Origin of the sequence: Pseudomonas sp. SBB6, assembly GCF_024213215.1 — a bacterium.
In the GTDB taxonomy this organism is placed as follows: domain Bacteria; phylum Pseudomonadota; class Gammaproteobacteria; order Pseudomonadales; family Pseudomonadaceae; genus Aquipseudomonas; species Aquipseudomonas donghuensis.
Genome location: NZ_JANAVH010000002.1, coordinates 231,418 through 250,307, shown reverse-complemented (window position 1 = coordinate 250,307; position 18,890 = coordinate 231,418). Strand labels below are relative to the sequence as shown.

Here is an 18,890-nt window from a genome sequence, read left to right as displayed (position 1 = left end):
GTGAAAAACGATCATTGGCGGCCCAGAATCCGATCCATCACCCAGTCGGTCTTCAGCGCTTGTGCTGCGACTGCCGGGTGCCTGGCCGTACCGCGAATATGCGCATTCATGCCCAGTACGTGATGCCACTGGATATGTTCGGGGTTGGCGATCTGCAGGCTGAGCTGCTCGTCGGCGTCCAGGCGCACCGGGTACTCGTCGAACACTGAAAAGCCGATCCGGCCTTTGCTGCCGATGATATCGACACGGTCCTCGCGGCGGTCGGCGACGAAGCTCCAGCAGCCCGTGCCCAACGCGCCATTGGCGAAACGCCAACTGGCCGCCACGGCGTCTTCGGCGGCATACAGGCCGGCCTGGCGGGCGCTGCAGCCGGTGACGTCGACGATGTCGCCGAGCAGGTACTGGAACAGGTCCAGGCCATGGCTGGCGAGGTCGGCAATCAACTGCGCCGCATCGCTGTAAACCTTGGCGATGCCATGGCACGTGGCATAGTCCTGGGCAGCGGCGGGGCGCCGGCCCATCACCGCCACCAGCGCCGACCCCGGCGCCTTGTAGAAGGCCGGGCTACTCTTGCGTTCGGCAACGCTGCCGCAGCCGATCATTCCCCAGTTGATTACCTTCATGACGACGTCCCGATTGCGTGCCTGCTCATTCAACGTCGGGCGATGATAACAATCCCCGGCCAACGGATCGACCGCGCATAAAAAGCCCCGCCAAAGGGCGGGGCAAGGGGCTGTGCGGAGCAACGCACGATAAAACCTTGGCGGCCCTCAGGCTTGCAGGCCAGGGCCTTCCAGCCGGTCGGCGAGGGCCTGGGTGGCGGGCAGCGAGGGCAAGGGCCCGGAGATCTGTTCGCCATTGCGCACCAGATACCAGCAGGCCAGCAGGCCCAGCTCCCTGAGCGAGGCGGGGACAGCGCTGCCGATGACGGACATGATGTTGATAGGGGCCATGGGGGAGTCCTCCCGTGAATCATGGGCCTACCTTAACGTCCAGTGCGCAGCGGTTGAAATCAACGCGCTCGATAGTGATCATCAGCGGTATTTCTTCACCAGCGCGGCGGCCCGTAATACACCGGCGGCGGCCCATAGTAACGCTCGCGGTAATAGGGCGGCGGTACCGGCACGTAGCGCTCGACCACCGGGTACGGCTGGTAATAGACCGGTGGCGGTGGCTGCATGTAGACCGGAGGCGGCCCGTAGTACACCGGTTGGCGTTCGACATAGACCGTGCGGTCGCGGCCGCCGTAGAACGCCGAACCCACCACGGCACCGACCACCGCCGCTCCAATCAGCGGCGCCACCCGGTAATGGCCACCACCACCGCCATGGGCGGCTGCCTGCCCGCTGGCGGCCAGGGCGCCGACCAGCAGGGCGATTATCGGAACATGACGGTTCATAGCCATTCCTCACAGAACAACCCCGACGCCGGGGATACTTATAAGACTGCGGGAATTGCGAAAATCACACAGCTTCTGAGTAAAGGTTATGTAAGAGCCGATCAGTGGTCGGCGGCGAATTTGGGCATAATGCCGGCTTGCTCGAAGGGGAGAACTCAATGGCTGTTGTTCCAGGCAAAGACACCGTGCTGTGCATCTCGCTGGCCGGGCGTCCGGGCACCTTTGGTGTGCGTTTTCATAACCATCTGTATCAGCAGCTGGGGCTGGATTATTACTACAAGGCCATGACCACCCAGGACCTGCCGGCGGCGGTCGGTGGCATTCGTGCCCTGGGCATTCGTGGCTGCGGTGTATCGATGCCGTACAAGCAAGCCTGCATGGCCCTGGTCGATGAAATCGACCCGTCGGCGGCGGCGATCGAGTCGATCAATACCATCGTCAACACCGACGGTCACCTCAAGGCCTACAACACCGATTACCTGGCCGTGCGCCAATTGCTCGAGCAGCACCAGGTCTACCCTTCTACCGCCTTCGCCTTGCGCGGCAGCGGCGGCATGGCCAAGGCGGTGGCCAGTGCCTTGCGTGATGCGGGCTTTACCCAGGGCATCATCGTCGCCCGCAATGAGCAGGCAGGGCGGCAGTTGGCCGACAGTTGCGGTTATCGCTGGCAGGCGACGCTGGGCGACCTGTGCCCGCCGATGTTGGTGAATGTCACGCCGATTGGCATGGCCGGTGGTGTCGAGGCCGACCAGCTGGCATTTACCCCCGAGGCAATTGCGGCGGCGCAGCGGGTGTTCGATGTGGTGGCGATGCCGGCGTTGACGCCATTGATCGTCGAGGCCCAGCGCTTGGGCAAACCGGTGATTACCGGGCTTGAGGTCATTGCCTTGCAGGCGCTGGAGCAGTTTGTGCTGTACACCGGGGTGCGGCCCACGGCGGAGCAGGTGGCGTGGGCGGTGGCGTTTGCCCGCGGGTAGCGCGTAGGCCCCATCGCCGGCAAGGCCGGCTCCCACAGTGGATCCGTGTACACCAAACCCTGTGGGAGTTGATTTGCCACAATGGATCTATGGGCACCAAACCCTGTGGGAGTTGGTTTGCCACAATGGATCTATTGGCACTGAACCCTGTGGGAGCTGGCTTGCCACAATGGATCTGTTGGCACTGAACCCTGTGGGAGCTGGCTTTGCCAGCGATGGGCTGCAAAGCAGCCCCGGGTTTACTCGAACTGCGCCAATCGCTCTTCCAGCGCTGCAATCCGCGCTTCCAGCGCTTCGATCCGCTCCAGTGACACTGCGCCACCAGCCGAGCGCTCCGGCCCTTGCTGACGCGCCGCCAGAATCGCCTCGATCTCGGCCGGATCCCCCAACGCATGGGTATAACGATCCTCACGCTGCCCGGCCTGGCGCGGCAAGTGCAGGGCGAAACCGCGGGCGATCAGGCGTTCGAGCTGGTGCACGACCTGCTCGGCATCTTCGAACTCATGCATGCGGTTGCTGCGGGTCAGCAGTTCGTTAACGGTCTGCGGCCCGCGCAGGAACATCAGCCCGAGCAGGGTCACCTGCGCCGGCACCAGCTCCAGGGCCTTGTCCACGCGCTGCTCCCAGCGGTCGGCGCGGCTGCCCATCTGCAGGCGGGTCAGGCCCTGGCCTTCCAGTGCGCGCAGGGCCTGGCCGACCTGGCCCTGGCTGAGGTTCATCACCGGCTCCCGGCTGGTCTTCTGGTTGCAGGCCAGGACCAGGGCGTTGAGGGTCAGCGGGTAGGTTTCCGGGCTGGTGGCCTGTTTTTCGATCAGCGAACCGAGCACGCGGATTTCGCTGCTGCTGAAACGCGCGTCGGAAGAGGTTTGGTGTTCGGCGGACATGGCCCTGTCTCTATGCGAAGAAAGGCCTCTAGCCTAGGTGCGCAACAGGGTAAAACACAAGCAGCCGGTGCAGGACGCACCGGCTGCTGTTCAGGCTCAGGCGGCCTGGCGTTCCTCGGCCAGGCAGGCCGCGGCGGTAAACAAGACGTCGGTGGAGGAGTTCAGCGCGGTTTCCGCCGAGTCCTGCAGCACACCGATGATGAAGCCGACGGCCACCACCTGCATGGCGATCTCGCTGGGGATACCGAACAGGCTGCAGGCCAGCGGGATCAACAGAAGCGAACCACCGGCCACACCCGAAGCGCCACAGGCGCACACGGCCGCGACGACGCTGAGCAGGATCGCGGTCGGGATGTCGACGGCAATGCCCAGGGTGTGCACGGCGGACAGGGTCAGTACGGTGATGGTGATTGCCGCACCGGCCATGTTGATGGTCGCGCCCAGCGGAATGGATACCGAGTAGGTGTCTTCGTGCAGGCCGAGTTTTTCGCTCAGGGCCATGTTCACCGGAATGTTGGCTGCCGAGCTGCGGGTAAAGAAGGCCGTGATGCCGCTTTCACGCAGGCACAGCAGCACCAGCGGGAAAGGGTTGCGACGGATCTTCCAGAACACGATGATCGGGTTGATCACCAGCGCCACGAACAGCATGCAGCCGATCAGCACCGCCAGCAGGTGCAGGTAACCAAGCAGGGCGTCGAGCCCGGATTGTGCCAGGGTCGAGGCGACCAGGCCGAAAATCCCCAGCGGCGCGAAACGAATCACCACGCGCACGATCAAGGTCACTCCGTTGGACAGGTCGGCGACCACCGTCCGCGTGGTTTCCCCGGCATGCCGAATGGCCACGCCGAGGCCGATGGCCCAGGCCAGGATGCCGATGAAGTTGGCGTTCATCAGCGCGCTCACCGGGTTATCGACCACGCTCAGCAGCAGGCTTTGCAGCACTTCGGCGATACCGCCGGGTGCGCTCAGGGCGACGTCCGAGGTGTTCAGCGCGAGGCTTGAGGGGAAGGCCATGCTGGCGATTACCGCAACCACGGCAGCGGCGAAGGTGCCGAACAGGTACAACACCAGGATCGGGCGAATATGGGTTTCAGTGCCGTGACGATGATTGGCGATCGAGGCCATGACCAGGATGAACACCAGGACCGGCGCCACCGCCTTGAGGGCGGAGACGAAGACCTTGCCGACAAAACCGAGGCTTGCTGCGGTGGCAGGGGCGAACATGGCCAGGGCAATGCCGGCGACGAGGCCGATCATGATCTGGACCACCAGGCTGGTGCGGTTCAACAGGTTTAGAACAGGGGTCATGGCAGGTGTTTCTCTGTTTTGTTCAGGGGCGGCGGGCGAACCACGGCGCTGGAGCATGGGGCACCTGGCAGGGCAGGGCCGAGAAAAAGGGCGCGACTTTAGCACAGCAGGGCACATTTGGTATTTGCGCTGTGTCAGACGGTAGGGCGGGCGTGTAGTATGCGCGCCCTTTATAAACGGCCTTGGCCGTTTTTGTTCAGCTGCGGAGTGTAGATGTTATTGCCCATCCTGTTGCTGGCTGCGGCCGGCTTCACTGTGTTGACCACCGAGTTTGTCATCGTCGGCCTGCTGCCGGGTATTGCCCGCGACCTTGAGGTCAGCGTGTCTCAGGCGGGCCTGCTGGTGACCCTGTTCGCCTTCACCGTGGCCTGCTTTGGCCCGTTCCTCACCGCCTGGGCGGCGCGATTCGAGCGCAAGCGGCTGTTTGTTGGCATTTTGCTGGTGTTCGCGGCGTCCAATGCCCTGGCTGCCATCGCTGACAACCTCTATGTGATGGGCGTGGCGCGTCTGGTCCCGGCGCTGGGTTTGCCGGTGTTCTGGGCCTTGGCCAGTGAGACGGCGGTGGATATCGTCGGCCCGGCCTATGCCGGCCGGGCCATCTCCAAGATCAGCTTTGGCGTGGTCTGCGCCACGGTGTTCGGCATTCCGGTCGGCACCCTGATCGGCGATGCCCTGGGTTGGCGCGCGGCCTTTGCGGTGCTGGCGCTGCTGGCCCTGGCCAAGGCCTTGCTGCTGTACGTCTACCTGCCGCGCACGCCCCGGCATAACCAGGCCACTTCACTGCTTGGCCAGTTTGGCATCCTGCGCAGCCGCCTGCTGCAAGGCCATGTGCTGCTCTCGGTGCTGGTGTTCAGCGGCATGTTCACCGCCTACACCTACCTGGCCGACATGCTCGAGCGCCTGGCCGGCTTTGACGGCGCGCTGGTCGGCTGGTGCCTGATGGGCTTTGGTGCAGTCGGCTTGATCGGCAACAGCCTGGGCGGTCGCGCGGTCGATCGTCATCCGTTGAAAGCCTCGGCTGCTTTCTGTGCGCTGATGATGGTCGGCATGATTGCCGTGGTCCCGGCGATCCATACGGTGTACGGGTTGGGTCTGGCGCTGGGGATCTGGGGCATGACCCAGGCGGCGCTGTTCCTGGTCAGCCATGTGCGGTTGATCAAGGCCGCGCCCCAGGCCCCGGCCTTTGCCGCATCGCTGAACATCGCCGGGGCCAACCTGGGCATTGGCCTGGGCGCGGTGATTGGCGGGCGGGTGATCGACACCCTGGGCCTGGCCAACCTCGGTTACACCGCCGCTATCCTCATCGGCCTGTCGGTGCTGCTGGCGCTGGGGTTGATGAGCCCACGCCTGCAAACAGTTACCAGTTGAACAACTGGCGTCGGGCGCCTTCGGTGATGGCGACAATGCCCGGGTGCTTGACCTTGCGCTCCACCGAAATGGCATAGAACGACTCGTTGACCGCGTCGGTCTGGCCGATCAGTTCGACGCCGTACTGCTTGCACACCTCGTCGGCAATCACGCTGGGGGCGATGAAAATGCCGCTGCCGGATTGGCCGAAAGCCTGCATCAAGGCGCTGTCGTCGAACTCGCCGACGATTCGCGGCTGCAGTTGCTGTTCGGCGAACCAGCGCAGCAGGCGGCTGCGCACCACGGTTTCCTGGCCGGGGATCAGCAGCGGCGCGTGTTGCAGGCAGGCCGGGAAGGTACGCCCGTACTGTTCGGCCAGTGCGGGCGTGGCAAAAAAGCTGATCCCGCATTCACCGAGCTTCTGGCTGTAGCCCTTGATGTCCAGGTGGCTGGGCATCGGGCTGTCGGAAATCACCAGGTCCAGGCGCTGGATCGCCAGGTCCGCCAGCAAGCGCTCGAGTTTGTCTTCACGGCAGCTCAGGCGCAGGGCGTCTTCCATGTCCATGGTCGGCGCCAGCAGGCGATAGACGATGGACTTGGGCACCACATCCGCCACCCCGACCCGAAACAGGATCTGCTGTTCATCCGGCCGGGCCCGCAGCATCGCCTCCAGCTCACCGCCAATCTGGAACATCTGTTCGGCGTAGGCCAGGGTTTGCCGGCCGCTCTCAGTCAGTTCCAGCTGGCGCCCGACCCGGCGAAACAACTCGATGCCATAGGTGTGTTCAAGCAGGGTGATCTGCCCGCTGATGGTTTGTGGGGTCAGGTTCAGTTGCTCGCAGGCGCGCACGATGCTGCCGGTCTTGGCCACCACCCAGAAGTAATGCAGTTGCCGGTAATTGAGCATGCTGATTCCCGATTCGTAAAAACCGAAGTATAACCGCTGAAAATACGAATTTTCCTGATGTATTCGTCTCTTTAGAATCCCTTGCCATCACGGTGCCCCTGAATGAGCACCGATCAATTGCACGGAGATCCACAGATGCTGCACGTCAAATCCATCGGTACACCCCTGGTGTTGCTGCTGGCCCTGCTGGCCATGAGCGGTTGCGAGCAGGCGGAAAAGTCCGCCCAGCAGATGCTCAACCAGGCGGCGGAGTCGGCCAAGGAGGCCATCGACAAAACCAACGAAGCCGCCCAGCAGGCCCTGAGCGAAGCCACCGGCTCCGAAGGCAGCGACAAGGCCGGTAAACCCGAGCGCGACGCCAGCGCCCAGGACATCTGACCCACCCCTTACCCCGATGCAGGATTTGATTCATGGAATACTTGTTGGAACTCGCTGCAAGCCCGACCGCCTGGGTCGCCCTGGCCACCCTGGTGGCCATGGAGATCGTCCTCGGTATCGACAACCTGATCTTCATCTCGATCCTGACCAACAAGTTGCCTGAGGCCTACCGCTCCAAGGCGCGGCGCATTGGTATCAGCATGGCGCTGGTGATGCGCCTGGGCCTGCTCAGCACCGTGGCCTGGATCGTCCAGCTCACCGAGCCGGTGGTCGATGTGTTCGGCCATACCTTCTCCTGGAAGGACATGATCCTCGTCGCCGGTGGCCTGTTCCTGCTGTGGAAAGCGACCAAGGAAATCCACGAGAGTGTCGACCCGCGTGCCCAGGCTGAAGCCAAGGCGTCTTCGACCATCACCCTGGGCTTTGCCGCGGCGATCGGTCAGATCCTGGTGCTGGACATCGTCTTCTCGATCGACAGCATCATCACCGCCGTGGGCATGACCGAGCACCTGCCGATCATGATCATCGCCGTGATCAGTGCCGTGATCGTGATGCTGGTGGCGGCCGACCCGCTGGCCAAGTTCATCAACGACAACCCGACCGTGGTGATGCTGGCCCTGGGCTTCTTGATCATGATCGGCATGACCCTGATCGCCGAAGGTTTCGGTGCTCACGTACCTAAGGGTTATGTGTATGCGGCGATGGCCTTCTCGACGGCGATCGAAGTGCTGAACATCATGTCGCGCCGGGCGCGCTTGAAGCGCGAGGCGGTTGAGGGCTGATAACAGCTGAAGTTGAAACTGTGGGAGCCGGCCTTGCCGGCGATGGGGGCGGCGCGGTGCTTGTGACTGCGCGGTGTCTGCATCGCTGGCAAGCCAGCTCCCACAGTGCTTTATGCCTCCCCGAAGCCCCCTGTGGGAGCCGGCTTGCCAGCGATGCTTCTAATGCGCCCCGGCATGCCGGCGACTACGCCGCACCGGCACCGCGTCTTTGCCTTCAGGCTGAATACGATGGTGCGGATGGTGACGCCGGGCGATGCGCAACACCCCCCAGAGCATGGCGGCAGCGACGCTCAACCAGGCGCCGACCAGCATCAGGATTGCCATTGTCAGGCTCATGTCTGCCTCCTCACGTCCGCGCCAAGGCAACAAGGCTCGCCACGCGGACACCTGTTCAGTCTAGCCCTTTGCATGTTGCAGGCTATTGACCGATGGTCTAGCAGCTTGGGCCGCTTTGTTCTAAGCCTGCGTCGGGCTATACCCCGGGCGCTGGCCAGCCTATGATCAGCGCTCAGGGCCGGGCAGTGGCTGCCGGCCGTCATCGAGCGAGTGTTCATGCCTCCACTGACTTCCCTAATCGGCTTCACCCCACGGCGCCTGCTGGCTGCCTGCGCGGTGAGCCTGGCCCTGGCCGGTTGCGCCAGCCAGCCGCCGTCCCAGCTTAAAAGCCTGCCGCAACGGGTCGAGATCGGCTCGGTACCGTTCTACCGTGGCGAAGCCAACCAGAGTGCGTCGATGGCCTTGGCGGCACTGCTGTCGCAACAGGGGGTGCGCATCACCCCGGGGCTGCTCGACAAACCGTTGGGCCTGCCGCACAACATCGACAAGCTTGAAGGCTCGATCCAGCGGGTTGGCCGCGAGTACGGCATGGTCGTCTATCCGCTCGACCCGCGCCTGGACGCCTTGCTGGCGCAAGTGGCGGCGGGCAATCCGGTGTTGCTGCGTTTTCAGGAGGGTTCGGCGTTCTGGAGCGAGCCGCGCTATGCCTTGCTGGTCGGCTACGACCGCTACAAGCAGCGGGTGTTGTTGCGGGCGGGGACGAACCGGCGCCTTTTGATGGAATTCGACGATTTCGAGTCAGCCTGGCAAAAGCAGGGGAGTTGGGCGGTGCTGCTCCAGCAGCCGGGCCAGTTGCCGGCCCAGGTTGACCGTCAGCGCTGGCTGAAAGCGGCCAATGACCTGGCCCAGGCGGGCCAGGAACAAGCGGCCCGGCAGGCCGTCAGCGCCCTGGGGCAATGACGGCGCAGGCCGGGCCGGGCAGGGGAGCTTAGAAGCCCAGGCGGTCGCGCAGGCTGTAGTACCAGGCGCCCAGGGCGCTGAACGGTACGCGCAGCAGTTGGCCACCCGGGAATGGGTAGTGCGGCAGCTCGGCGAAGGCGTCGAAACGCTCGGCCTGGCCACGCAGGGCTTCGGCCAGCACCTTGCCCGCCAGGTGGGTGTAGGTGACGCCGTGGCCACTGCAACCCTGGGAGTAATAGATGTTGTCGCCCAGGCGGCCCACTTGCGGCAGGCGCGACAGGGTCAGCAGGAAGTTGCCGGTCCAGGCGTAGTCGATCTTCACGTCCTTGAGCTGCGGGAAAGCCTTGAGCATTTTCGGGCGGATGATCGCTTCAATGTTGGCCGGGTCACGGGCGCCGTACACCACGCCACCGCCGAAGATCAGGCGCTTGTCGCCGGTCAGGCGGTAGTAGTCGAGCAGGTAGTTGCAGTCTTCGACGCAGTAGTCTTGCGGCAGCAGGCTGCGCGCCAGGTCTTCGCTCAGTGGCTCGGTGGTGATCACCTGGGTGCCGCAGGGCATCGACTTGGCCGCCAGCTCCGGTACCAGGCCGCCGAGGTAGGCGTTACCGGCAACGATGATGAACTTGGCGCGCACTTTACCTTGTGGGGTGTGCACCACCGGGTTGGCGCCGCGCTCGATGCGGATGGCTGGCGATTGCTCGTAGATCTTGCCGCCCAGCGACTCGACTGCGGCGGCTTCGCCCAGGGCCAGGTTCAGCGGGTGGATGTGGCCGCCGCTCATGTCGAGCATGCCGCCGATGTACTGGTCGCAGTCGACCACTTCACGGATGCGCTTCTGGTCCATCAGCTCCAGCTGGGTGTGGCCGAAGCGTTCCCACAGGCGCTTTTGCGATTCCAGGTGGCCCATCTGCTTGGCGGTCAGGGCGGCGAATACGCCACCGTCTTTGAGGTCGCACTGGATGTTGTATTTGGCCACGCGCTCACGGATGATGCGCCCGCCCTCGAAGGCCATGTGGCCCAGCAGTTGCGCTTGCTTGGGGCCGACGGTGCGTTCGATGACGTCAATGTCGCGGCTATAGCTGTTGACGATCTGCCCGCCGTTACGGCCCGAGGCGCCGAAACCGACCTTGGCGGCTTCGAGCATGGTAACCTTGAAACCGCTCTCAAGCAGGAACAGGGCGCTGGACAAGCCGGTGTAGCCGGCGCCGATCACGCAGACATCGGTCTGTACCTCTTCCTGCAGCGCCGGGCGCGGCGGAACCGGATTGGCCGATGCGGCGTAGTAGGACTGAGGGTAAGGGGTATTGGCCATGCTGCGAAACCTCTGTTTTATATTTTTTACGACTGTACCGATGCTATCAATAATAATAAACACCCGCTAGTCGTGTGTTGAAAATCCTTTACCCCGGGTTTTCGCAAATACTTTTGTTATTCAGTGGCTTAGCGTTAAAAAAAGAGTTGACACTGTTCGTCGATTGCGTAGAATGCGCCCCACAGCAGGCACATAGCTCAGTTGGTTAGAGCACCACCTTGACATGGTGGGGGTCGTTGGTTCGAGTCCAATTGTGCCTACCAAATCAAATCCGCCCCTGCTGGCGGTACACAAAAAAGGCGATCCGCAAGGGTCGCCTTTTTTGTTTCTGGGCAATTTTGCCTGGCAAAGCAAAGCTGCTGATTTTTTTATGAAATTTCGCTTTACGAAGGTTAAAGACCTGCGTATTATGCGCCCCACAGCAGGCACATAGCTCAGTTGGTTAGAGCACCACCTTGACATGGTGGGGGTCGTTGGTTCGAGTCCAATTGTGCCTACCAAACAAATCCACACTGCTGTGTGGTAACAAAAAGGGCGATCCGCAAGGGTCGCCCTTTTTGCATTTCGGTCCCAAAGCCAGCTCCCACAGACATTGTTACAAGCCGTCGATAGTAACCATTGCCCTGCCCGCAAATGCTAAAATCCGCCGCTTGCATTCAGGAGATAGACGCGTGCGCAAAGTGGCGGTGGTAATGGCGGTGCTGGCTCTGGCCGGTTGCGAGAACGAAGTCGAAGGCGTGCACAAGCAGGTGGCCGAACACCTGCAGACCCCCAAGACAGCCAAGTTCGCCAACGTGCGAATCGACCAGCAAGGCACCATTTGCGGCCAGGTGCGCGGCAAAGACGACGCCGGCGCCTTTGTGCCGTACCGCAGCTACGTAGCCCTCAAGCAAGCCAGCGGCTATGAAATCATCATCGCCGAGCAGGGCAGCAACCTGCGTATTCGTGAGCAGTGCGGCGGTGCCGACCTGCAGCGCGCCGCCGACGCTGCGGCCGACCAGCCTGCGCCACAAGGCTGGGATGTCGAGATCGTCCAGGGTGCGAACATGGGCGCCCTGAGCGACATGACCGCACGCCTGATCGAAAAGCAGATCCCGTCCTCGGTGGTCTACCGCAACGGCAAGCCGGTGGTGCTGCTCGGCCCTTATCCGGACAAGGCTCAAGCCGAGGCTCAGCAAGCCGACGTCATGGCGCGCCTGGGCACCGACTCGATCGTCATCCAGCACGACGCCCCGCGCTAGCCAGCGGCTTCAAGCGCCTCGTACACTGGCGGCTCATACGCAAGGAGAGCCGTCATGAGTGATTCATCCGCCGCCATTACCCTGCAGCGTTGTACCGAACAGCATGTCGAGGGCCTGACCGCGTTGTACAACGACCCGCGGGTGGCGCGCCAGGTGCTGCAGATGCCTTACCAGTCAGCAGAGATCTGGCGCAAGCGACTGAGCCTGGACAACGAACGGATGCTGTTTCTGGTGGCGCTGCACCAGGGCGAAGTCATTGGCAGTTGCTCGCTGGAACAATACGCCCGCATCCGCCGTGCCCACTGTGGCGGGATCGGCATGGGCGTGGCGCCCGCCTGGCAAGGCCAGGGTGTCGGCAGCCGGCTGCTTGAGGCGGTGCTGGAGGTGGCCGACAACTGGATGGGCCTGCAGCGGGTCGAGTTGACCGTGTACACCGACAATCAACCGGCGCTTGCCTTGTACAAGCGCTTCGGCTTTGCGGTGGAAGGTCAATTGATTGACTATGCTATGCGTGACGGTGAGTTGATCGATGTTTACAGCATGGCGCGTCTGCGACGACATCAATGCTGAGCAGGAGGGCCATATGTCTACGCTGGAGCGGGCCATTGCGGTGGCGGCGAGGGCACATGAGGGGCAGCACGACAAAGGCGGGGCGGCTTATATCCTGCATCCGTTGCGGGTGATGCTCAGGGTCTCGACGCCCGAGCAGCGCATTGTCGCGGTGCTCCACGACGTGCTCGAGGATTCGCCGATGACGCTCTCGGACCTGGCCCGTGAAGGCTTTGCCCTGAAGATTCTCGCTGCGGTGCAGGCGCTAAGCCGGCGCGATGACGAAAGCTACGAAGCGTTCGTTGTGCGTGTCGGTGATGATCCGCTGGCGCGGGTGGTCAAGCTGGCCGATCTTGCCGACAACAGCGACCTGTCGCGCATTGCCGTTCCCGGCCCCGACGACATCGCCCGCCTGGCCCGTTACCAGCAGGCCAGCGCCTACCTGCAGGCGCTGGCCTGAGCTTCAACCGCAGGCGCTGAGGTTCACCGGGCCGACGAACGCGTTGCCGTGGCCCATCACACAGGCCACCCGTTGGTTGCGCTGGCGCTCCCAGGGCTGCGGCGGGTAGGTCTTGTTCCAGGCTTCGTACAGCTGGCGGTCCTGTTTGGACAGCTTGAGGTTGTACTGCTTGCTCATATAGAAGTAGGTGCGCGCGATCATCCCGCGAATCGACGGCCGCGGCATGACCTTCTTGGCCTTGAAGTCCACCTGGGTCAGGCACGAACCGTATTGCCCGCGCTGCTCGGGCAGCCAGCCGAAGCTGAAGTTGCTGCGATCGCCATTGACCTCGCCAATGCTCGGCACCAGGTTGTGCAGGTCGGCCTCGGCGCGCTGGTAGACCTTGTCGTTGCGCGAGCAGTTCTTGCGCCCGCCGCTTTGCCAGCACTGGCGCTGATGGCCGATCTGCCAGGCGGGGACGATATGCTCCCATTCGATGCGCGAGGCGCGGTTGGCATTTTTGCGCGGCACATAACCGCAGGCCTGCAAATCGACCTTGTTACCGGTGTACTTGCAGCCGCAGTAGAACTCGGTGGACTGCGGTGCATACAGGCGCCAGGCGACCTTCTTGGCTTCGCTGAAGGTACGTGGTGCATCGGCGTGGGCGGTGGTGACACTGAACAACAGGCAAGCTACTGCAAAAACCGGAAATCTCATGCGCTTTCAATCTTCCTTCGGCACAACCCAGAAAATCTGCACGCCACCGTCGTCGCGGTAGGCGAGGGTGACGTTGTCGTTCTCGGCGATTTCCTCGAGCAGGGTCGCCCAGTCTTCAGGCGATTCGTGCTCCAGGCGGAAGATCAGCGCGGCGCGGGCTTTTTGCGCGGTGGGGGCGTTGATGATTTTCTGGATGCGGATGCCCAGTTGCTCGTAACTGCTGGCAGGGGCGGAAGTGGTGGCCACGAAGCGTTCCTTTTTTAGCTGTATGCGCATACAGTATTTTACTGTAAACAATTTCGCAACAGCTCGTCGGTGAAAGAGCGCATGTGACCGCAAACCGCGTGGTTTGCTGCGGTCTGTTTAAAGTATTTTTTGCGAGGGTAGGGGAGGCAGGCTTGCCCGTCCTACAGGGCGGGCAAGCGCTTTGGGTTACTGGATCAGTATTCCCAGAAGATCCGCTGCAGCTCTTTGCTGTCTTGGGTCTTGGTCAGGGCGACCATGGCCAGGATGCGGGCTTTTTGCGGGTTCAGGTCGTGGGCGACGACGAAGTCGTTCTTGTCGTCAGGCTGTTCGGCGTTGCGCAGCACGAAGCCGCCAGCATTGACGTGGGACGAGCGAATGATCTGCACGCCTTGTTTGCGCAGTTCCTGCAGGGTAGGCGCTACACGGGACGATACCGAGCCATTGCCGGTGCCAGCGTGGATGATCGCCTTGGCGCCATTTTGTGCCAGCGACTTGTAGGCGGTATCGGTGACGTTGCCATAGCCGTAGGCGATGTCCACGGCAGGCAGGCTGCTGATTTTCTTGATGTCGAATTCCGAATCGGCGGTGTGACGCTTGGCCGGCAGGCGGAACCAGTAGGATTTACCTTCCACGACCATGCCCAGCGGGCCCCATTGGCTCTTGAAGGCTTCGGTCTTGATGTTCACGGCCTTGCTGACGTCACGGCCCGACTGAATCTCGTCGTTCATGGTGACCAGCACGCCTTTGCCGCGCGAATCCTTGTTGCTGGCAACGGCCACGGCGTTGTACAGGTTGAGCATGCCGTCAGCCGACATGGCGGTACCCGGGCGCATGGAACCGACCACGACGATTGGCTTGTCGGTTTTTTCGACCAGGTTGAGGAAGTAGGCGGTCTCTTCCAGGGTATCGGTACCGTGGGTGATGACGATGCCGTCGACGTCCTTGCTCTCGGCCAGTTCCGCAACGCGCTTGCCCAGTTGCAGCAGGTTTTCGTTGCTGATGCTTTCGGAGGCGATTTGCAGCACTTGTTCGCCGCGCACGTTGGCCAGGGTGGCCAGTTCCGGAACGCCGGCGATCAGCTTGTCGACACCGACTTTGGCGGCCTGGTAGGTCGCGCTGTTGGCGGTGCTGGCGCCAGCGCCTGCAATGGTGCCGCCGGTGGCGAGGATCACCACGTTGGCGAGTTTCTGTTGGTTTTCGACTTCCTTGGCGTTGACGCCTGCGGGCATTAACAGCAGCAGGGCCATAGCGCCCGGAACGAAGGAATTAAGCGCAGCTTTCATCGTTGATTTCTCTTCTGGCTGGAGTTTGCTGTGTAACGCGCTTACAGGGAGCAGATTTCATACCAGAACTGCCGTTCGTCGGTTTTCATCTTGATTCTATTGTTTTTCATGGGCTTAGAAGAGTCGGTGATGCGCGGACGGAGCATTTTCCTATTCGGAATTCCGAATATTGTGTACAAGAGGTGTTCGGTTTTCCGGTTGTTTTTAGGATGATTCCTACACGTACTGACCAAGTGGTCTCCGGCAGCGGATTTGACAAAACCGGGTGACGTTCTCATAGTGAGCTAACGCAAACGTTTGCGACCCGATAAAAATCATAAGATCCGGAGTAAACCCATGAAGCTGCCCTTTGCTGGACGCCTGCTGGCGCTCGCCGTACTGTCCTCGCTGTCCCTCGCCACCCCCTTTTCCCAAGCCCTGGCCGACGAAGCCAAGCCCAAAGTCGCGCTGGTGATGAAGTCGCTGGCCAACGAATTCTTCCTGACCATGGAAGACGGCGCCAAGGCCTACCAGAAAGACCACGCCAATGAATTCGAGCTGGTGTCCAACGGCATCAAGGACGAGACCGATGCCGGCAACCAGATCCGTATCGTCGAGCAGATGATCGTCTCCGGGGTCAATGCCCTGGTCATCGCCCCGGCCGACTCCAAGGCCCTGGTGCCGGTGGTGAAAAAGGCCATGGACGCTGGCATCACCGTGATCAACATCGACAACCGCCTCGACCCCGAGGTGCTCAAGAGCAAGAACCTCAGCGTGCCGTTCGTAGGCCCCGACAACCGCAAGGGCGCACGCCTGGTCGGTGAGTACCTGGCCAAGCAGAAGCTCAAGGCCGGTGACCAGGTCGCCATCATCGAGGGCGTCTCGACCACCACCAACGCCCAGCAGCGCACCGCCGGCTTCAAGGATGCGATGCAAGCGGCGCAGATCAAGGTCGTCTCGGTGCAGTCGGGCGACTGGGAAATTGCCAAGGGCAATGCCGTCGCCGCCTCCATGCTCAACGCCAACCCTGACCTTAAAGCCCTGCTGGCCGGCAACGACAGCATGGCCCTCGGTGCGGTTTCCGCGGTGCGCGCAGCGGGTAAGGCCGGCCAGGTGCAGGTAGTCGGTTACGACAACATCAACGCCATCAAGCCGATGCTCAAGGATGGCCGCGTGCTCGCCACCGCCGACCAGTACGCCGCCAAGCAGGCAGTGTTCGGCATCGAGGCGGCGCTGAAGATGCTCAAGGGCGAAAAAGCCGACGTCGACGCCGACAACGTCATCCAGACGCCGGTCGAGCTGGTCACCCACTAAGTAGTCGCATGATGGGCGTCCGCCGTGCGGCGGGCGCCAGGAGAACAGGCAATGTCAGCGACTGCGGATGTCGTACTTTCAGTCAGCGCGATCGGCAAGACCTACGCCCAGCCGGTGCTCGGCGATATCGACCTGAGCCTGCGCCGGGGCGAAGTGCTGGCCCTGACCGGCGAAAATGGCGCGGGCAAGAGCACTCTGTCGAAGATCATCGGCGGCCTCGAAGTGCCCACCACCGGGCAGATGCTCTATCAAGGCCAGCCTTACCAACCGGGCAGCCGCGCCGCCGCCGAGCGGCTGGGCGTGCGCATGGTCATGCAGGAACTCAACCTGCTGCCAACCCTGACCGTGGCCGAGAACCTGTTTCTCGACAATTTGCCCGGGCGTGCCGGCTGGATCAACCGCAAGCGCCTGCGCCAACTGGCGGTGGCGGCCATGGCCCAGGTCGGCCTGGACGCCATCGACCCGGATACCCCGGTCGGCGAGCTGGGCATCGGCCATCAGCAAATGGTCGAGATCGCCCGCAACCTGATCGGCGACTGCCATGTGCTGATCTTCGACGAGCCCACGGCGATGCTTACCGCCCGCGAGGTGGAGCTGCTGTTCAGCCAGATCGAGCGTTTGCAGCAGCGCGGCGTCGCCATCATTTATATCTCCCATCGCCTTGAAGAACTCAAGCGCATCGCCCAGCGCATTGCCGTGCTGCGCGATGGCAAGCTGGTGTGTGTCGAGCCGATGCAGCGTTACAACAGCGAGCAACTGGTCAACCTGATGGTCGGCCGCGAGCTGGGCGAACATATCGACCTGGGCGTGCGCAACATCGGCGCGCCGATCCTCAAGGTCAACAACCTCAGCCGTAGCGACAAGGTCAAGGCGGTGTCCTTCGAAGTACGCAGCGGCGAGATTTTCGGTATCTCCGGCCTGATCGGTGCCGGGCGCACTGAACTGCTGCGGCTGATCTACGGCGCCGACCGCGCCGACAGCGGCAGTATCGAGCTGGGCAGCCCGTTGCGCCCGGTGCGGGTCGACTCACCTGTGGCTGCGGTGCGCCAGGGCATTGCCCTGATCACCGAAGACCGCAAGGGCGAAGGCCTGCTGTTGAGCCAGTCGATCAGCGCCAATATCGCCCTGGGCAACCTGCCGGCGATTTCCCGCGCGGGCGTGGTCGACAGGGGGGCCGAGCGCGAACTGGCCGAACGGCAGATCGCCGCCATGCGCATCCGTAGTTCCAGCCCCGAGCAGGTGGTCGGCGAGTTGTCGGGTGGCAACCAGCAGAAGGTGGTGATCGGCCGCTGGCTGGAGCGCGACTGTTCAGTGCTGCTGTTCGACGAACCGACCCGCGGCATCGACGTGGGCGCCAAGTTCGACATCTATGGCCTCTTGGCGGAACTGGCGCGCCAGGGCAAGGCGCTGGTGGTGGTGTCCAGCGACCTGCGTGAGCTGATGCTGATCTGCGACCGCATCGGCGTGCTCAGCGCCGGGCGCCTGATCGACACCTTCGAGCGCGACAGCTGGACCCAGGACCAACTACTGGCCGCGGCCTTTGCCGGCTATCAGAAACGTGATGCGTTGCTGCATGAAGCGGCGCCCAGGACAACCCCATGAAAACCACGCAACTGGACACCGCCGCCCCGAGCGCCAAGCGCAGCGGCACCTACTTTGGCCTGGGTACCTACCTGGGCCTGGCCGGCGCCTTGCTGGCGATGATCGTACTGTTCTCGTTTTTGAGTAGTCACTTTCTGTCGTACGCCACCTTCAGCACCCTGGCCAACCAGATTCCCGATCTGATGGTGCTGGCGGTGGGCATGACCTTCGTGCTGATCATCGGCGGCATCGACCTGTCGGTGGGCTCGGTGCTGGCCCTGGCCGGGTCGGCGGTCAGCGTGGCGATGCTCGGCTGGGGCTGGAGCGTGATGCCCGCGGCCCTGCTCGGCATGGCGGTGGCGGCGCTGGCCGGCAGTATCACCGGTTCGATCACCGTAGCCTGGCGCATCCCGTCGTTCATCGTTTCCCTCGGCGTGCTGGAAATGGCCCGGGGCATGGCCTATCAATTGACCGATTCGCGCACCGCCTACATCGGCGATGCCTTTGCCTGGCTGTCCAACCCCCTGGCTTTTGGCGTGTCGCCGTCGTTCCTGATTGCCTTGCTGGTGATCATCCTCGCCCAGCTGGTACTCACGCGCACGGTGTTCGGCCGCTACCTGATCGGTATCGGCACCAACGAAGAAGCAGTGCGCCTGGCCGGTATCGATCCGCGCCCCTACAAGATCCTGGTGTTCTCGTTGATGGGCCTGCTCGCGGGCCTCGCCGCGCTGTTCCAGATTTCCCGCCTGGAGGCCGCCGACCCCAATGCCGGCTCCGGCTTGGAGCTGCAGGTGATCGCCGCGGTGGTGATCGGCGGCACCAGCCTGATGGGTGGGCGCGGTTCGGTGATCAGCACTTTTTTCGGCGTGCTGATCATCTCGGTGCTGGCCGCAGGCCTGGCGCAGATCGGCGCCTCGGAACCGACCAAGCGCATCATCACCGGGGCGGTGATCGTCATCGCCGTGGTCCTCGACACTTACCGCAGCCGGCGCGCGCGCAGGCGGAACTGAA

General features: G+C 62.8%; 22 protein-coding genes and 2 tRNA genes. 13 read left to right on the top strand and 11 right to left on the bottom strand.

The window, feature by feature from the left end; translation table 11 throughout:
* Window positions 1–11: 11 nt before the first annotated feature.
* The 3 genes from NLX68_RS04475 to NLX68_RS04465 all read right to left on the bottom strand — a co-directional run bounded on the left by NLX68_RS04475 (window position 12) and on the right by NLX68_RS04465 (window position 1,399).
* Window positions 12–623, bottom strand: coding sequence for a Gfo/Idh/MocA family oxidoreductase (locus NLX68_RS04475; RefSeq protein WP_254282902.1), 612 nt, complete (start codon window positions 621–623; stop codon window positions 12–14).
* A gap of 147 nt (window positions 624–770) precedes the next feature.
* Window positions 771–953, bottom strand: a complete 183-nt coding sequence (locus NLX68_RS04470) for a hypothetical protein (protein WP_254282900.1) — start codon at window positions 951–953, stop codon at window positions 771–773.
* 95 nt (window positions 954–1,048) lie between these two features.
* Complete coding sequence (locus NLX68_RS04465; RefSeq protein ID WP_010222450.1) at window positions 1,049–1,399, bottom strand: hypothetical protein; 351 nt, start codon at window positions 1,397–1,399, stop codon at window positions 1,049–1,051.
* 158 nt (window positions 1,400–1,557) lie between these two features.
* On the opposite strand from NLX68_RS04465, the gene NLX68_RS04460 reads away from it, so the two are divergent.
* Complete coding sequence (locus NLX68_RS04460) at window positions 1,558–2,376, top strand: shikimate 5-dehydrogenase (protein ID WP_254282898.1); 819 nt, start codon at window positions 1,558–1,560, stop codon at window positions 2,374–2,376.
* Between the two features lie 239 nt (window positions 2,377–2,615).
* Here NLX68_RS04460 and NLX68_RS04455 read toward each other — a convergent pair whose 3' ends face one another.
* Together NLX68_RS04455 and sstT are read right to left on the bottom strand one after the other, a co-directional pair.
* Window positions 2,616–3,260 (bottom strand): YceH family protein, encoded by a 645-nt coding sequence (locus NLX68_RS04455; RefSeq protein WP_036996277.1) that lies wholly within the window; start codon window positions 3,258–3,260, stop codon window positions 2,616–2,618.
* A gap of 96 nt (window positions 3,261–3,356) precedes the next feature.
* Window positions 3,357–4,568, bottom strand: a complete 1,212-nt coding sequence (sstT, locus tag NLX68_RS04450; RefSeq protein ID WP_254282896.1) for a serine/threonine transporter SstT — start codon at window positions 4,566–4,568, stop codon at window positions 3,357–3,359.
* Window positions 4,569–4,781: 213 nt separating this feature from the next.
* On the opposite strand from sstT, the gene NLX68_RS04445 reads away from it, so the two are divergent.
* Complete coding sequence (locus NLX68_RS04445; RefSeq protein ID WP_254282894.1) at window positions 4,782–5,936, top strand: MFS transporter; 1,155 nt, start codon at window positions 4,782–4,784, stop codon at window positions 5,934–5,936.
* On the opposite strand, the gene nhaR is transcribed toward NLX68_RS04445, so the two are convergent.
* Complete coding sequence (gene nhaR, locus NLX68_RS04440; RefSeq protein ID WP_254282892.1) at window positions 5,926–6,822, bottom strand: transcriptional activator NhaR; 897 nt, start codon at window positions 6,820–6,822, stop codon at window positions 5,926–5,928. The genes NLX68_RS04445 and nhaR overlap by 11 nt on opposite strands.
* A 135-nt stretch (window positions 6,823–6,957) precedes the next feature.
* Here nhaR and NLX68_RS04435 point away from each other — a divergent pair, with 135 nt between their 5' ends.
* Both NLX68_RS04435 and NLX68_RS04430 read left to right on the top strand, forming a co-directional pair.
* A complete protein-coding gene (locus NLX68_RS04435; protein WP_010222442.1) occupies window positions 6,958–7,200 on the top strand; it encodes a hypothetical protein in 243 nt (80 codons plus the stop codon).
* A gap of 32 nt (window positions 7,201–7,232) precedes the next feature.
* Window positions 7,233–7,982: a TerC family protein gene (locus NLX68_RS04430; RefSeq protein WP_254282890.1), complete on the top strand. Its 750-nt coding sequence runs from the start codon at window positions 7,233–7,235 to the stop codon at window positions 7,980–7,982.
* Window positions 7,983–8,141: 159 nt separating this feature from the next.
* On the opposite strand, the gene NLX68_RS04425 is transcribed toward NLX68_RS04430, so the two are convergent.
* On the bottom strand, window positions 8,142–8,318 hold the full coding sequence (locus NLX68_RS04425; RefSeq protein WP_010222439.1) for a hypothetical protein: 177 nt from the start codon (window positions 8,316–8,318) through the stop codon (window positions 8,142–8,144).
* Window positions 8,319–8,534: 216 nt separating this feature from the next.
* On the opposite strand from NLX68_RS04425, the gene NLX68_RS04420 reads away from it, so the two are divergent.
* Window positions 8,535–9,218 carry a peptidase C39 family protein gene (locus NLX68_RS04420; protein WP_010222438.1) on the top strand — a complete coding sequence of 228 codons (684 nt, stop codon included), beginning with the start codon at window positions 8,535–8,537 and terminating at the stop codon, window positions 9,216–9,218.
* A gap of 28 nt (window positions 9,219–9,246) precedes the next feature.
* Here the strand turns inward: NLX68_RS04420 and NLX68_RS04415 are convergent, their stop codons facing one another.
* Window positions 9,247–10,530 carry an FAD-binding oxidoreductase gene (locus NLX68_RS04415; RefSeq protein WP_254282888.1) on the bottom strand — a complete coding sequence of 428 codons (1,284 nt, stop codon included), beginning with the start codon at window positions 10,528–10,530 and terminating at the stop codon, window positions 9,247–9,249.
* 186 nt (window positions 10,531–10,716) lie between these two features.
* Between NLX68_RS04415 and NLX68_RS04410 the strand changes: the two genes are divergently transcribed.
* The 5 genes from NLX68_RS04410 (at window position 10,717) to NLX68_RS04390 (ending at window position 12,780) form a co-directional block, all read left to right on the top strand.
* Window positions 10,717–10,793 (top strand) — tRNA-Val (locus NLX68_RS04410).
* 160 nt (window positions 10,794–10,953) lie between these two features.
* Window positions 10,954–11,030 (top strand) — tRNA-Val (locus NLX68_RS04405).
* Between the two features lie 171 nt (window positions 11,031–11,201).
* Window positions 11,202–11,771, top strand: a complete 570-nt coding sequence (locus tag NLX68_RS04400) for an SPOR domain-containing protein (protein ID WP_254282886.1) — start codon at window positions 11,202–11,204, stop codon at window positions 11,769–11,771.
* A 54-nt stretch (window positions 11,772–11,825) separates the two neighbouring features.
* On the top strand, window positions 11,826–12,341 hold the full coding sequence (locus NLX68_RS04395) for a GNAT family N-acetyltransferase (RefSeq protein WP_010222435.1): 516 nt from the start codon (window positions 11,826–11,828) through the stop codon (window positions 12,339–12,341).
* Between the two features lie 13 nt (window positions 12,342–12,354).
* Window positions 12,355–12,780: a bifunctional (p)ppGpp synthetase/guanosine-3',5'-bis(diphosphate) 3'-pyrophosphohydrolase gene (locus NLX68_RS04390; RefSeq protein ID WP_010222434.1), complete on the top strand. Its 426-nt coding sequence runs from the start codon at window positions 12,355–12,357 to the stop codon at window positions 12,778–12,780.
* 3 nt (window positions 12,781–12,783) lie between these two features.
* Here NLX68_RS04390 and NLX68_RS04385 read toward each other — a convergent pair whose 3' ends face one another.
* From NLX68_RS04385 to NLX68_RS04375, 3 genes are all read right to left on the bottom strand, one after another.
* Window positions 12,784–13,476 (bottom strand): endonuclease, encoded by a 693-nt coding sequence (locus NLX68_RS04385; protein ID WP_254282884.1) that lies wholly within the window; start codon window positions 13,474–13,476, stop codon window positions 12,784–12,786.
* Window positions 13,477–13,482: 6 nt separating this feature from the next.
* Entirely contained in the window at window positions 13,483–13,752 is a 270-nt protein-coding gene (locus NLX68_RS04380; RefSeq protein ID WP_026001273.1) for a DUF1654 domain-containing protein, read from the bottom strand.
* 164 nt (window positions 13,753–13,916) lie between these two features.
* A complete protein-coding gene (locus NLX68_RS04375) occupies window positions 13,917–15,005 on the bottom strand; it encodes an asparaginase (RefSeq protein ID WP_254282882.1) in 1,089 nt (362 codons plus the stop codon).
* A gap of 336 nt (window positions 15,006–15,341) precedes the next feature.
* On the opposite strand from NLX68_RS04375, the gene NLX68_RS04370 reads away from it, so the two are divergent.
* From NLX68_RS04370 to NLX68_RS04360, 3 genes are read left to right on the top strand one after another with little or no spacing between them, the layout of a single operon-like run.
* The gene (locus NLX68_RS04370) at window positions 15,342–16,298 is read left to right on the top strand and encodes a sugar ABC transporter substrate-binding protein (protein ID WP_254282880.1); all 957 of its coding nucleotides are present in this window, start codon (window positions 15,342–15,344) and stop codon (window positions 16,296–16,298) included.
* A 51-nt stretch (window positions 16,299–16,349) separates the two neighbouring features.
* A complete protein-coding gene (locus NLX68_RS04365) occupies window positions 16,350–17,900 on the top strand; it encodes a sugar ABC transporter ATP-binding protein (RefSeq protein ID WP_254282877.1) in 1,551 nt (516 codons plus the stop codon).
* Window positions 17,897–18,889, top strand: coding sequence for an ABC transporter permease (locus NLX68_RS04360; protein ID WP_036996268.1), 993 nt, complete (start codon window positions 17,897–17,899; stop codon window positions 18,887–18,889). The genes NLX68_RS04365 and NLX68_RS04360 overlap by 4 nt, the downstream gene beginning before the upstream one ends.
* Window position 18,890 lies beyond the last annotated feature (1 nt).